The sequence below is a fragment of the Nocardia sp. CA-135398 genome (assembly GCF_050955845.1).
Lineage (GTDB): Bacteria > Actinomycetota > Actinomycetes > Mycobacteriales > Mycobacteriaceae > Nocardia.
On the sequence record NZ_CP192084.1, the window covers coordinates 5,687,800 to 5,700,404 of the forward strand.

13 protein-coding genes are annotated in these 12,605 nt (G+C 65.6%); 7 read left to right on the top strand and 6 right to left on the bottom strand.

Annotation, left to right across the window (positions count from 1 at the left end; translation table 11 throughout):
- Nucleotides 1-63 precede the first annotated feature (63 nt).
- Both ACQP1T_RS24840 and ACQP1T_RS24845 read right to left on the bottom strand, forming a co-directional pair.
- Nucleotides 64-1,305, bottom strand: a complete 1,242-nt coding sequence (locus ACQP1T_RS24840) for a PucR family transcriptional regulator (protein WP_433755462.1) — start codon at nt 1,303-1,305, stop codon at nt 64-66.
- 269 nt (nt 1,306-1,574) lie between these two features.
- On the bottom strand, nt 1,575-2,204 hold the full coding sequence (locus tag ACQP1T_RS24845) for a TetR/AcrR family transcriptional regulator (RefSeq protein ID WP_433755463.1): 630 nt from the start codon (nt 2,202-2,204) through the stop codon (nt 1,575-1,577).
- A 155-nt stretch (nt 2,205-2,359) separates the two neighbouring features.
- Here ACQP1T_RS24845 and ACQP1T_RS24850 point away from each other — a divergent pair, with 155 nt between their 5' ends.
- Entirely contained in the window at nt 2,360-3,730 is a 1,371-nt protein-coding gene (locus ACQP1T_RS24850) for an ABC1 kinase family protein (RefSeq protein ID WP_433762339.1), read from the top strand.
- 124 nt (nt 3,731-3,854) lie between these two features.
- Entirely contained in the window at nt 3,855-4,811 is a 957-nt protein-coding gene (locus ACQP1T_RS24855; protein WP_433762341.1) for an alpha/beta fold hydrolase, read from the top strand.
- A 69-nt stretch (nt 4,812-4,880) separates the two neighbouring features.
- On the opposite strand, the gene ACQP1T_RS24860 is transcribed toward ACQP1T_RS24855, so the two are convergent.
- Nucleotides 4,881-5,048, bottom strand: coding sequence for a hypothetical protein (locus ACQP1T_RS24860; RefSeq protein ID WP_433755464.1), 168 nt, complete (start codon nt 5,046-5,048; stop codon nt 4,881-4,883).
- An 85-nt stretch (nt 5,049-5,133) separates the two neighbouring features.
- On the opposite strand from ACQP1T_RS24860, the gene ACQP1T_RS24865 reads away from it, so the two are divergent.
- On the top strand, nt 5,134-5,889 hold the full coding sequence (locus ACQP1T_RS24865) for an alpha/beta hydrolase (protein WP_433755465.1): 756 nt from the start codon (nt 5,134-5,136) through the stop codon (nt 5,887-5,889).
- Nucleotides 5,890-5,965: 76 nt separating this feature from the next.
- Here ACQP1T_RS24865 and ACQP1T_RS24870 read toward each other — a convergent pair whose 3' ends face one another.
- The 3 genes from ACQP1T_RS24870 to ACQP1T_RS24880 are packed head-to-tail and all read right to left on the bottom strand — an operon-like array spanning nt 5,966 to nt 8,441.
- Nucleotides 5,966-6,904, bottom strand: coding sequence for an SMP-30/gluconolactonase/LRE family protein (locus ACQP1T_RS24870; protein ID WP_433755466.1), 939 nt, complete (start codon nt 6,902-6,904; stop codon nt 5,966-5,968).
- Complete coding sequence (locus ACQP1T_RS24875; RefSeq protein WP_433755467.1) at nt 6,901-7,524, bottom strand: NAD(P)-dependent oxidoreductase; 624 nt, start codon at nt 7,522-7,524, stop codon at nt 6,901-6,903. Before ACQP1T_RS24875 ends, ACQP1T_RS24870 begins: the two co-directional genes overlap by 4 nt.
- Nucleotides 7,521-8,441: an EamA family transporter gene (locus ACQP1T_RS24880; RefSeq protein ID WP_433755469.1), complete on the bottom strand. Its 921-nt coding sequence runs from the start codon at nt 8,439-8,441 to the stop codon at nt 7,521-7,523. Before ACQP1T_RS24880 ends, ACQP1T_RS24875 begins: the two co-directional genes overlap by 4 nt.
- Before the next feature lie 79 nt (nt 8,442-8,520).
- On the opposite strand from ACQP1T_RS24880, the gene ACQP1T_RS24885 reads away from it, so the two are divergent.
- From ACQP1T_RS24885 to ACQP1T_RS24900, 4 genes are all read left to right on the top strand, one after another.
- Complete coding sequence (locus tag ACQP1T_RS24885) at nt 8,521-9,405, top strand: LysR family transcriptional regulator (RefSeq protein ID WP_433755471.1); 885 nt, start codon at nt 8,521-8,523, stop codon at nt 9,403-9,405.
- 87 nt (nt 9,406-9,492) lie between these two features.
- Entirely contained in the window at nt 9,493-10,869 is a 1,377-nt protein-coding gene (locus ACQP1T_RS24890) for an MFS transporter (RefSeq protein WP_433755472.1), read from the top strand.
- Complete coding sequence (locus ACQP1T_RS24895) at nt 10,859-11,278, top strand: MarR family winged helix-turn-helix transcriptional regulator (protein WP_433755473.1); 420 nt, start codon at nt 10,859-10,861, stop codon at nt 11,276-11,278. Before ACQP1T_RS24890 ends, ACQP1T_RS24895 begins: the two co-directional genes overlap by 11 nt.
- Before the next feature lie 88 nt (nt 11,279-11,366).
- A complete protein-coding gene (locus ACQP1T_RS24900) occupies nt 11,367-12,593 on the top strand; it encodes a cytochrome P450 (RefSeq protein WP_433755475.1) in 1,227 nt (408 codons plus the stop codon).
- Nucleotides 12,594-12,605 lie beyond the last annotated feature (12 nt).

Below are 12,605 nucleotides of genomic sequence, written 5' to 3' on the forward strand. Positions count from 1 at the left end.
GGCGGATTCCGGGTGATCGGCCTGATCGTGCTCGTCGCGGGTGGGCTCGTCCTACTGCAGTCGCTACTGTCTCGACGTGGGGCCGCTTGCGGTGTGGCCCTTGCGGGCGACGAGGGCGGAGCGGAGGTACCAGAGTCCGCTGGGTTCGGCGGGGTCGAAGCCGGTGAGCTGGGCTATTCGGCGGAGTCGGTAGTCGACGGTGTTCGGGTGGACGCACAGTTGGCGGGCGGCGCGCGTTCGGCTCAGACCGGTGTCGATGTAAATCTGCAGGGTTTCCAGTAGGCCCGGGTGTTCGTCCAATGGGGTGAGTCGGGTGGCGAGAGCATCGCGGCCGATCCCCGGGCGGGTCAGTTGGTATTGCAGTGCCAGTTCGGTGAATCTGTATACGCCGGGCTGCAATTCGAGCTGCTGCACGGTGTCGAGGAGTTCGTGGGCATGGCGTGCGGTGGTGGGCACCTCGTCGGGGCGGGCGGTGACAACTGCGACGGTGAGCGGCACTTGCGTGGCGGCGGACATCCGTTGCACCAGGTCGTCCAGATCGGTATCGGTCCGCACGGTGGACGGGACGAGAATCGTTCCGCCATCAACGGATAGCAGTGACAGCGCCTGCCCCCCGAATATGGCCGCGAGTGCGGCTTGCAGGCGACGGAGCTTACGACGTGCGACGACCTGCCCGTCGAGCTGCGGGTGGCTCTCATCGGGATGCGCCGGGATCGCGACGGCGAGCACCGAGTACTCCTCGGCGATCGGCACACCGCATTCCCGCGCCGCCGCGGAATCGAGACGACCGGCGAGCAAGGCCGAGGTCAGACTGTGCGCCGCGGTGTGGTGCTCAGCGGCGACGGCCTTGTGCTCGAGGACGTAGGCCTTGCTGACAGTGGCGGTAACCAGTTTCGACAGCTCCAGCACCCTGGCGGTACCCGTGACAACGCCGACTACATCCGTCGGACCCGTACGAGCGAAGATCAGATCCAGACCGACTTTGCAGCCCTCGTGAACGGCATGCAGAACGGTATCCACCGGGATCCCCGCACGGGTACATCCGGCGGCCGCGATCGCCAGCCGGTCGGTGCTCGTCGGCGGCACATGACCGTTCACGCAGTCGATCAACCACCCGAGACAGATCCGGACCACAGGCTTCAGATCGCGAATCAGGGTTCGCCCCGGCAACGCGCCGAACTGTTCGTCCGACTCGGCCAGATGCGCCATCACCTCGCGGGTCAACCTGTCGATATCGCGTGCGGACGGCGAAATCGGCCGCTCCAGCCCATTGAGTTCGGGCCGGACGAGACTCTCGATCGTCACGTATGACCTCCCTGTCATCGTAGTCACACGGTCGCGACGACCTGGGTGAACAACTGCCGCGCCGGGAACTTTGCTGTTACCGACTGTCGTATGTACCAGGAAACGTTAAGCCGAGCGGAAGCTCACCTTCTACTCCTCTTTGAACAATCTGCAACAGCCGCAGACATAGTCAGCTACCAGCCAAGATGCAGATTCTCGATCGTCGTCGAGGAGTACTCACACACCAATAGTTGGGGAGGTGCTCACTTTTGAACCGACACGGAGCGACGTCAGGCCGCCTTGGCCTTGATTTCGGCCTCGGCCATGGCCGTCATCATCCGCGCGGTCATCTCGATCGCCTCTTTGCGCTCCTGGCTGTCGACCTCGAGCGCCGATGCACGGAGCACCGCGGCAAAACCGGTGTTGATCAGCACGAATGTCATCACGTCGTACTCGTGATCGTCACCGGGACCGAGCAGCTGAATCACCAGCAGCTTGACCAACAGGCGTAGCCGCGGCTCGAATTCGGGAATACCACTGCTGTAGAACTGGACTCCGGCCACCAGCGCCCGCACCAAGCGGGCATTGGCCACCAGTTCGTCGGTGATGACTTCCAGGATGCCGGTGATCATTTCCAGAATCGGCTTGTCCGACAGCCCGAAAACCCGCTCGGTAAAGCGCCTTTCGACGTTTTCCAGCAGGCGCCGGAGCAGCTCTTCGACGATCACCGAGCGGTCGGCGAAGTACCGATAGACGGTGCCGATGCTCACCCCGGCCTCGGCGGCGATCCGGTTCGTCGAGGTGTTGGCGATACCGCGCTCGCCGAAAAGCTCTGCGGCGGTGTCGAGTATGTGTTCTCGGGTCGCTTTGGCGCGTTCCTGCCTCGGGCGACGGCGCTGTCCAACGGCTTTCGGCGGCATCGCACCCTCCTGCCGAACTGTGCTGAGAAGATGAGCGTCGCTCAGCTTAACGGCAGTATCAGTTTTCATGCCACGAATTCCTGATCCGATGACGCCGCAATGGGGTGGAATGTGGTGAGTCCAGGTACACAAGCGTGACCGATGGAGGTGCGATAGTGGTCGGTCGGGTGCCGAAGAGTCGTCTCGCGCGGGGCGGCCGGGTGGGCCGATTGGTTGCGGGACAGGCCATCCGGGGAGTCGGCACCCGCCTGTCGATGATCGGGCGAACCGAACAGGCCCGGCAGTTGCTCGCCGAACGTTCCACGCTTCGCACCGCACAGCAACTCGTCACTGTGCTCGGCGCCATGAAGGGCGCGGCAATGAAATTCGGGCAGATGCTGTCGGTCCTCGATGTCGATCTGCTGCCGGAATCGCACCGTGAGATGTTCCGCGACAAGCTCGCCGAGCTACGCGATCAAGCGCCCGCATTCCCGTTTCCGGCAATGCGGCAGGTGATCGAGGACGATCTCGGGCCATTGGCGCGAACGTTCGCCGATTTCGATGAAACCGCCGTCGCCGCGGCCTCGATCGGCCAGGTATATCGCGCGAAGCTGCATGACGGACGCACCGTCGCGGTGAAGGTCAAATATCCGGGCGTGGACGAGGCCGTCGAGGCGGATATGCGCAATCTGGCGATGATCAGCAGACTCTGGAAATCCATTCTGCCGAGCGCGGCGGACACCGATGTCCTGGACGAAATCGCCCGCAATATCGGCAGCGAACTCGACTATCTGCGCGAAGCGCGGACCCAGCATCGAGTCGCCGCACGCTACCGGGACCACCCCTTCATCGCGGTTCCGGACAGCGTCGAAGAACTCTGCGGGCACCACGTTTTGGTGACGGAGTTCGTCGACGGGAAGTCGTTTCAGCAGATCCGGGAACTGCCCGCGGCCGAGCGCGACGGGATCGGCGAGCTGATCTATCGCTTCTATGTCAGTTCGCTGTTTTCGGATTTCGAATTCTGCGGTGACCCGCATCCGGGCAATATCATGCTCGCCCCGGACGGTCGTGTCTGCTTCGTGGATTTCGGGCTCTACAACGATATGGATCCGGTGCACGTCGAACTCGAACGTGCGTGTCTGCAGGCCGCCGGTGAAAATCGGGCCAAGGACCTTTATGAGGCGTGGGTGCGCCGCGGCATCATCGACCCGAACTCGGATGTCACCGCAGCCGAATGCCTCGAGTATGTGTGGGCTGCCGCGGGCTGGCATCTGACCGACGAGGAAATCACGGTCACACCCGAACTCGCCACCGGCGCAGTCATTCTCGCGGTCGATCCCAGGGCCGCCGAGTTTCGCGGTATGCGACAGCAGTGGCTCCCGCCGGAGCATGTCTTCTCACGGCGAGCAGACCTGTTCACCCTCGCCGTATTGGGCCAATTGGGGACCACGAACAACTGGCACCGAATCGCCAGGGAATGGCTCTACCACGAACCTCCGGTAACCGAGATCGGACGGGCGACAGCACGGTGGCGCGCCGACCGGTAACACCTTGGTGGTGATCCGGTCCACCTTGGGGGCACGAGCTCAGCACTCGGGGACCTGATATCGGCGGTCGATGCGGCGGACAGTTAATCAAGTCACCGCAACCGAACCGGAGCCCCCGATGTCGATCACCAGCAGCACCACCACCGCCGCCTCGGCGGAACGTCGTGCCACGGTCTCGACCGAGGACGGCGTGGCACTCGCGGTTCGCGAATACGGCCCGCGAGATGCCGAGCTCACCGTCGTCCTGCTGCACGGGCACTGCCTGCGCACCGCGTCGTGGACCTACGTCCGCGACGCGCTGCTGCGCCGGTACCCGCACGCCCGGATCGTCTGCTACGACCACCGCGGCCACGGCGATTCCGCCGCCGCGTCCCGGCGCACCTACCACCTCGAGCAGCTCGGCAACGACCTGCGCGACGTCCTCGACGCGGTCGCCCCCACCGGCCCGGTCGTCCTCGTCGGCCACTCGATGGGCGGCATGACGGTGCTCACCTACGTCAGCCAGAACCCGCACGAGATCGGCACGCGCATTACCGGCGTCGCCCTCATCGCGACCGCCGCGAGCGGACTCGCCGACGCCGGTTTCGGCCGCCTGCTGCGCAACCCGGCTGTTTCCGCATTCCAGGCGGCCGTGCGGCGCGCTCCGAGCCTCATGCACCACGCGAAGCTCATGGCCTGCAAGGTCTTCGCACCGGTCATCCGCACCGCCGAATTCGGCGATCGCAAGGTGAGCCCGCGGGTGCTCGCGCTCGCCAACGCGATGCACAACGAGACGCCGATCGTGACCATGGCGAGCTTCCTGAGCGCATTCATGGTCTACGACCAAACCGACGCCCTCGCGGTCTTGTCGAAGATCCCGACGTTGGTGCTGTGCGGTAGCGCCGACCTGATGACGCCGCCGTCGCATTCCGTCGCGATGGCCGCCGCCGTCGAGTACTCGGATTTCGTCCTCGTCGACGGCGCGGGCCACTCGGTGATCCTCGAACAGCCGACCGAGGTCGCCGAGGCCATCACCCGCCTGATGACGCGCGCCGGAGGTACCGGCAACGGCGCGGCCGCGGAGCTCGCCCTCGTCGCGTAGTCGGGGCGATCACCGCGAGCTGAATCGGGCCACCGGGTATTCCTTGTCGGCTTTGCGCCGATATTTCTTCTAGCGGGGCTGGGCGGCGGTGATGCGCTGCCAGGCCTTTTCGCGGTCGGCACCGTCGGCGAACCACGCGGAAGCGAAAATGATTGGGCGCGTGGATACCCGGGCTGATAGCGTGCCGGAGACCGTGACATCGCGCGAGGAGGTGAGACCCATGAACGCTGTATCCATGTGGGTACTCCCCTCGAATTCACGGTAGGGCGATCGGTGTCGCCGGGAGTGCCTCTTCACAGGCAATCCCGAAAGGCGACAACCCATGCATTTCACCTCGGAAACATCGTCGAACGGTGTCATCGAACGCGACTTCACTCTGGGTGAGATCCCCGGCGTGCTGTGGTCACCCGAGTCCGACTCCGATCGCGCACCGCTGATTTTGATGGCGCACGGCGGCGGCCAACACAAGCGAGCACCGGGAATCCTCGGCCGCGCCCACCGCTTCGTAACCGGCTGCGGCTTCCACGTCGCCGCCCTCGACGCACCCGGACACGGCGACCGGCCGCGCACAGCGACCGACGAACAGCACGTAGCCGCGCTACGGAAGGCTCAGGCAGCGGGCGAGCCCATAGCCCCGATCGTGGTGGGGATACACCTCGATCTGGCGGCGCGTGCCGTACCGGAATGGCAGGCAACAATCGACACCCTCCAGAATCTGCCGGAAATCGGCACCGAAGCGCGGATTGGCTTCTGGGGCATCATGCAGGGCACCGGGATCGGCGTGCCATTGACCGCAGTCGAACCCAGGATCACCGCCGCGGTCTTCGGTTGCCTCGGGCACGAATCCCTGACCGAGGCGGCGGCGCAGATCACCGTCCCGATCGAATTCCTGCTCCAGTGGGACGACGAACTCGTCGACCGCCGATCCGGGCTCGCACTATTCGACGCCTTCGCCTCGAAGGAAAAGACGTTGCACGCCAACGCGGGCGGACACGCCGCGGTCCCCAGGTTCGAAGTCGACAGCGCGGCCCGATTCTTCGCCCGCCACCTCGGCTCGAACGGCACCTCACCGGCCTGACGGATCAGCTATCGGCGAGCGGTATCGAGCCGTTCGCCGATACCCAGATTTCGTCGGCCCGGATTTCGGTAGGTTCCTAACCAGGTCGGTCGACCGCGACGGAGTTGTATGGCGTGGTCGGTGACTGCGGTGTGGTGAAGCGACCGTTCGGCAGGTACAGGCGATCGCCGAAGGCAGCGATGGTGGTCGGGGTATCGAAGCGCGGATCGGTCAGGCGCCGCTCGACGGAGCCGGTCGTGCCCGTAGCGTCGAGCGCGATCACGGCGATCGCATTGCGCCGGTTCTGGACGACGAACAGCGTGCTGCCGTACAAGAGCAATCCGTCACCGTCGGGCACGGTCGCGGTGCCGAGGTCGATCCGGCGCGTCATGCCCGTCGCCGGGTCGACATGGAACAAGTGGCCGGTCACCGACTGAACGATGATCAGCCCACTGCCGTCGGGAGTGCGTGCGATTCCATTGGCGTTGAAAGCTCCTGGCACATAAGCGATGTCGCCGGTCAATGGGAGGCGCACCACTGCCTCGGGAGGTGGTAACGCACCGTCGCGGCCGACCGGTAGGTGGTACAGCACGGGAGTGCGCGAGTCGGTGAACCACGCGCCTGTGCGGGTGAACTCCACATCGTTGACGAACGTGTCCGGCGGCGTACCGAGTCGGTAGCTCGCCGACACCGCACCCGTCCGGGTGTCCACGACGCGCGCGTCGCCAGCAGTGCCCCCGGCGACGAACAGCCGACCGCGATGGTCGAGTCGCAGCCCGAGCGACGGCGTACCCGGTCCAGGACTCAGGATGGCGCCCTGCCCGGTCATCAGGCTGACGCGGTAGATCGAGCCATCTGCCTGCGAACCGAGGTAGGCCACCGGCAGCGCCCCGATCGCAATACCCTCCGGCCGGAATCCGGCGGGCAGGTCGATCGTGGTGGGGACCGCACCATCCGCCGCTGCCCTTTCCGCGGGAAGCAGCACCACGACGGCGATACCGGCGAGCGCGGCCGAGACACCTCGGATTCGCCTCAATACCCGACGGTGAAATGTTGTGTATCGCATGGGGTTTCGAGTTCGTCGAGGACTGCGACGGCGAGGTCTTCGGCCGAGATTCGGGATGCGCCGTCGGCATCGGTCATGAGGGTCGTGGTGCCGCGTCGGTATTTTCCGGTGCGAATTCCGGGTTCGAGCAGGGCAGGCGGACTGAGATAGATCCAGTTGGCCGAGTGTTTGCGGCAGGCTTCCAACTGCGCGACGCTGGCGGCGGCGATGGGGCGGATGGCGGGCGGCACATACTCCGCACTGTCGATGACGAGCCGACCGGGACTTCCGGGGACCTGCAACGGTGCGGCGCCGCCGACAACGAGGATGCGGGCGTGGACTGTCGCGGCCGCGTCGAGCAACGTCGTCGTGGTCGCGGCGACGGTGTTCTCCTGCCCCGCAGCCGGACGGGTCGCCAGCACGATCGCATCGATGTCACGGAACAGTCCGCTCATCTGGTCGGCGTCATGCGCGACGGCGGTCACTCCGGCGGGCAGCGTGGTCGGCCGCTCTTTCCGGAATACGGCGAGGAGGTCATGGTCTCGGCTCGCGGCTTCGTTGACGACGCGCGAACCGACCATGCCTGCGGCTCCGACGACGGCGATCTTCATCGAGCTGTCCTTTCCAGTACGGAACGAGTGGGAACGGGAAGTTGGCCCGCGACGATGGCGGCGAGTGAGAGTCCGAAGCCCACGAGCTGGATCGGGCCGAGTGTCTGCCCGAGCACGGCGGCGCCGAGCACGGCGGCCACCAGTGGCGAGAGCAGGGACAGAATCGAGACCGAGTTGACGGGCAAGGTGGTGATGCCGCGGAACCACAGGATGTAGGCGATCAGGCCGCCGATCAGTCCCAGCCAGAGGTAACCGAGGACGGCGGGCGGGTCGATCGCGGGAGGTGCGCCCTCGAAGAGGAGGGTCACGGGGATCAGGAACAGGCCGCCCGCAGTGAGTTGCCAACCGGCGAAGGCGGTGGGACTCACCTCGGCGGGGCGTCCCCAGCGTTTGGTGAGCGTCACGCCGAGCGCCATCGTGGCCGCGCAGGCCAGGCCCGCCGCGATCCCGATGACATCGAGGGCCGCATCCGGACCGATCACCACCAGGCCGACACCGACAACTCCCGTCGCACCCCAGCCGATCCGCCAGGCCGACGGGCTCTCGTGCAGAACTGTCACGGCCAGGATCGCCACGAGCAGCGGCTGGGCCGCCGCCAAAGTCGAGGCAACACCACCGGGCAAGCGTTCGGCCGCGACGAACAGCAGCGGAAAGAACAGCCCGATATTCAGCACTCCGAGCACCGCGGCCCGGCCCCACCACACCCCGCGCGGCACCGTCCGGGTGAGCGCCAGTGCGATCAGCCCGGCGGGCAGCGCACGCAAGAGTCCCGCGAACAGTGGATGTCCCTGCGGGAGAAGTTCGGTGGTGACGACGTAGGTCGTGCCCCACGCCAAAGGCGCGAGCGCCGTCAGGGCGGCGCGCGGCAGGTTTTCCTTGGAAGCACTGGAAACCCGCTGTGCTACTGGACTTTTCACACTCGCAGTCTCACCCGGCGGCGATCAATGAGTCCAACACATGTTTGTCACCGGATCAATCTCGATTCACGATTGATCCATGGAGCTCCAGCAGATGCGCTATGTCGTCGCGGTCGCCGAGACCAACAGTTTCACCAGGGCAGCCGAACGATGCCTGGTCGTCCAGTCCGCCCTCAGCCACCAGATCGCGCGCCTGGAACGCGAACTCGGCGCACGGCTTTTCGAGCGCACCAGCCGCCGGGTGCGGCTGACACCGGCCGGTGCGGCATTCCTCCCCGCCGCCCGTCAGTGCCTGGACGCCGCCGAGCGCGCGGCCGCGGAGGTCGCCGCGGCCGTCGGTGAGATACGCGGCCGGCTCGCCGTCGGCCTGATCCCGACCGTCGCCGCGGTCGATATCCCGGGCGCGCTACGCGATTTCCGCCGGAAGTACCCGCAAGTGCGCATCGACCTGCGGGTCGGCTCGAGCGACGATCTGATCGAACAGGTCAGGAACGGCGCCATCGACGTGGCCTTCCTCGGACTGCCGACCACGGCTCGACCCCAGGGTGTCGCCGTGCACGAGCTCGCGCGGGACCGACTCGTCGCCGTGCTCGCGCCGGACCATCCGCTCGCCGACGAACAAGTGGTCGACCTTCGCCGACTGTCGTCCGAGGTTTTCGTAGACCTCCCGGCCGGGACGGCCGGACGCATCCAATCCGACCTGGCCTTCGCCGCCGCCGGTCTCGACCGTGACGTCGCCTTCGAAGTCACCAGCGCGGACTACATCGCCCGACTCGTCGAAGCTGGCCTCGCCGTGGCCATGCTCCCCGCCGCCTACGCGCCGCAGCTCACCGGCGTTGTCACCATCGAGGTCACCGACGCACCGGCCCGCGTCGAATACGTCATCTGGAGCCGCGTCGGCAGCACACCCGCGGCGACGGCCTTCCGCACCGTTCTCAACATCCCGGCACACACCGGCAACTGAAACATCAGCGGCCACGGACATGTTCCGCGGCTCACATCCTGGGACGCACCCTTGCATTCGGAACAGTTGTGAATACACAATCGTTGTGTGAATACAACTGTTGGCGGGTTGACGCCGCGGCGGAAATTGGTGGTGTTGGCGACCTGTTGCCTGAGTCTGCTGATCGTGTCGATGGATTCGACGATCGTGAATGTCGCGGTGCCTGCGATTCGGGCCGATCTGGATGCGCCGCTGGCTCGGCTGCAGTGGATCATCGATATCTACACGCTCACGATGGCGAGTCTGCTGATGCTCGCGGGCGCGACGGCGGATCGGTTCGGGCGGCGGCGGGTGTTCCGGATCGGGTTGACGGTATTCGCCCTCGGCTCCCTGGCGTGCAGTCTCGCGCCGAATATCGAAACCCTCATCGGGGCACGGTTTTTGCAGGCGATCGGTGGCTCGATGCTGAATCCGGTTGCGATGTCGATCATTACCCAGGTTTTCACCGGGAAGGTGGAACGCGCTCGCGCGGTGGGCATTTGGGGTGCGGTGGTCGGCATTTCGATGGCATTGGGGCCGATGGTCGGCGGTGTGCTGATCGATGCGCTCGGGTGGCAGTCGGTGTTCTGGATCAATCTGCCGATCTGCGGGCTCGCACTGGTTTTGACGACTCTGTTCGTGCCGGAATCGAAGTCGGCCACGGTGCGCGGACTCGATCCGATCGGACAGTTGCTTGCCATCGCCTTGCTGTTCACGGTGGTATTCGGGTTGATCGAGCGGTTGCCCGTGATGTTCGTGGTATCGGCGGTCGCCCTGGCGGCCTTCCTGTGGCAGGAGTCGCGACGCTCGGATCCGTTCATCGATCTGCGCTTCTTCCACAGTGTGCCGTTCGCGTCGGCGACGGTGACCGCGATCTTCGCCTTCGCGGCGCTCGGCGCGTTCCTGTTCACCTGCTCGCTGTATTTGCAAGAGCTGCGCGGTTATTCGGCGGTGCACACCGGATTGCTGTATCTGGCCATGGCGATCGCGACGCTCATCTTCTCACCGCTGTCGGGGCGTCTGGTGGGACGCCACGGGACCAGGCCGTCACTGCTCGCGGCGGGTATCGCGATGACCATCGCCGCGGTGCTGCTCACTCGACTCGATGTGACAACGCCGATCTGGCAGCTGGTCGTCGTCTTCGCGATCTTCGGAATCGGATTCGGCATGGTCAATGCGCCGATCACGACGGCGGCGGTCAGCGGGATGCCGCTGGATCGCGCGGGCGCCGCGGCGGCGGTCGCCTCGACCAGCAGACAGGTGGGCGTCAGCATGGGTGTCGCACTGTGCGGCGCGCTGACCGGGGCCGGTCTGTGGTGGCTGATTGCGGTTTTCACCGCCGGGATCGCCATACTCGGCATAGTCGCGAACACCCGGTGGGCCGCGCGGTCCCGCGATCGCGTCGCCCCGATATTGGAAGAGAAGGTCCCCGCACATGCCGGATGACGTACCCACCGCCGACGATGTGTGGGCCCAGCTCACCCACCTGGTGATGGATACCCGTGACTCGTGGAAGCGCGCGGTCACCGAGCGAACGGGCTTGCCGTTCAGCCGAATTCGCATTCTGCGCCGCCTGCGCCCCGGCCCGCTCACACTCAACCAGATCGCGCAGGCGACCGGCATGGACGCGCCCGCTACCACCGTCGCGGTCAATAATCTCGATGAACTCGGCCTCGTCGTCCGCGAGATCGACCCGACCAACCGCCGCCGCAAACAGGTCTCCATCACCGACGCCGGTCGCGCCGTGCTCGCACAGGCCATGGCCACCCCCGACCCCGCCCCGGCCGCCGTCGCCGCCCTCTCCGCCGCCGACCTGCGCTCGCTGCACGAACTCCTGCGCAAACTCGAGCACTGACCTCCGAGGCATGGGCATTTCACCATTTCGGAACGGCACATTGTGCTTCAATCGGTTGTAGAACACGTTCCAGCTCTGGGAGGTGGCCATGGCCACGCCGTCGATTCCCGCCGGATTCGATTTCACCGACCCGGACCTGTGGGCGAAACGCAGACCCACCGAGGAATTCGCGGAGCTGCGCCGAACCGCACCGGTCTGGTGGTGCGCCCAGCCCGATCGCTCCAGCGGCTTCGACGACGGCGGCTATTGGGCGGTCACGAAACTCGAGGACATCAAGGAGATCTCGAAACATCCGGAGATCTTCTCCTCCACCGCGAACAGTGCGATCATCCGCTTTCAGTCCACCATCACCCGCGAGCAGATCGATATGCAGCGGCTGATTCTGCTCAATATGGATCCGCCGGCCCACACCAAGAATCGGCGCATCGTGTCCAAGGGCTTCACTCCGCGCGCGGTGGAGGGTCTGCGGGCGGTGCTCACCGAGCGCGCGGCCCGAATTGTGCACGAGGCCAAGAAATCCGGCAGCGGTGACTTCGTGGAGCAGGTCGCCTGCGAATTGCCGCTGCAGGCCATTGCCGAACTGCTCGGGGTGCCGCAGCAGGATCGCAAAAAGCTGTTCCACTGGTCCAATCAGATGATCGGCGCCGATGATCCGGAGTACGCCACCGATGCGCCGACCGCACAGCTGGAATTGACCGGCTATGCCTGGACCATGGCCGAGCAGCGGCGCGCCTGCCCGGCAGACGATATCGTGACGCAGCTGGTCAATGCCGACATCGACGGTGAGCATCTGGGCTCGGACGAGTTCGCGTTCTTCGTGATCCTGCTGTCGGTCGCGGGCAATGAGACCACCCGCAATTCGATCACCCACGGCATGAAGGCCTTCGTCGACAACCCGGAACAGTGGGAGCTCTACAAGGAGCAGCGGCCGCGCACCGCACCCGATGAGATCGTCCGCTGGGCCACCCCCGTCTCGGTATTCCAGCGGACCGCTACGCGCGATGTGGAGCTCGGCGGTCAGTTGATCCGCAAGGACCAGCGCGTCGGATTGTTCTACAGCTCGGCCAATTTCGACGAGGACGCCTTCGAGAATCCGTTCACCTTCGATATCCTGCGCGACCCCAATCCACACGTCGGCTTCGGCGGCGCGGGCACACACTACTGCCTCGGTGCGAACCTGGCCCGACTCGAGATCGATCTGATGTTCAATGCCATTGCCGACGCCATGCCCGAATTGCGGCAGGTCGCCGAACCCGAGCATCTGCGCTCCGGATGGCTCAACGGCATCAAACGGTGGGAAGTACGTTTCGATTGATGCACGCGACCT

Excerpts from the sequence above, each read along its gene's own strand:
- ACQP1T_RS24845 (WP_433755463.1), bottom strand. The coding sequence starts at position 2,204 with ATGCCGCCGAAAGCCGTTGGACAGCGCCGTCGCCCGAGGCAGGAACGC.
- ACQP1T_RS24860 (WP_433755464.1), bottom strand. The coding sequence starts at position 5,048 with ATGGATACAGCGTTCATGGGTCTCACCTCCTCGCGCGATGTCACGGTC.
- ACQP1T_RS24865 (WP_433755465.1), top strand. The coding sequence starts at position 5,134 with ATGCATTTCACCTCGGAAACATCGTCGAACGGTGTCATCGAACGCGAC.
- ACQP1T_RS24875 (WP_433755467.1), bottom strand. The coding sequence starts at position 7,524 with ATGAAGATCGCCGTCGTCGGAGCCGCAGGCATGGTCGGTTCGCGCGTC.
- ACQP1T_RS24885 (WP_433755471.1), top strand. The coding sequence starts at position 8,521 with ATGGAGCTCCAGCAGATGCGCTATGTCGTCGCGGTCGCCGAGACCAAC.
- ACQP1T_RS24895 (WP_433755473.1), top strand. The coding sequence starts at position 10,859 with ATGCCGGATGACGTACCCACCGCCGACGATGTGTGGGCCCAGCTCACC.
- ACQP1T_RS24900 (WP_433755475.1), top strand. The coding sequence starts at position 11,367 with ATGGCCACGCCGTCGATTCCCGCCGGATTCGATTTCACCGACCCGGAC.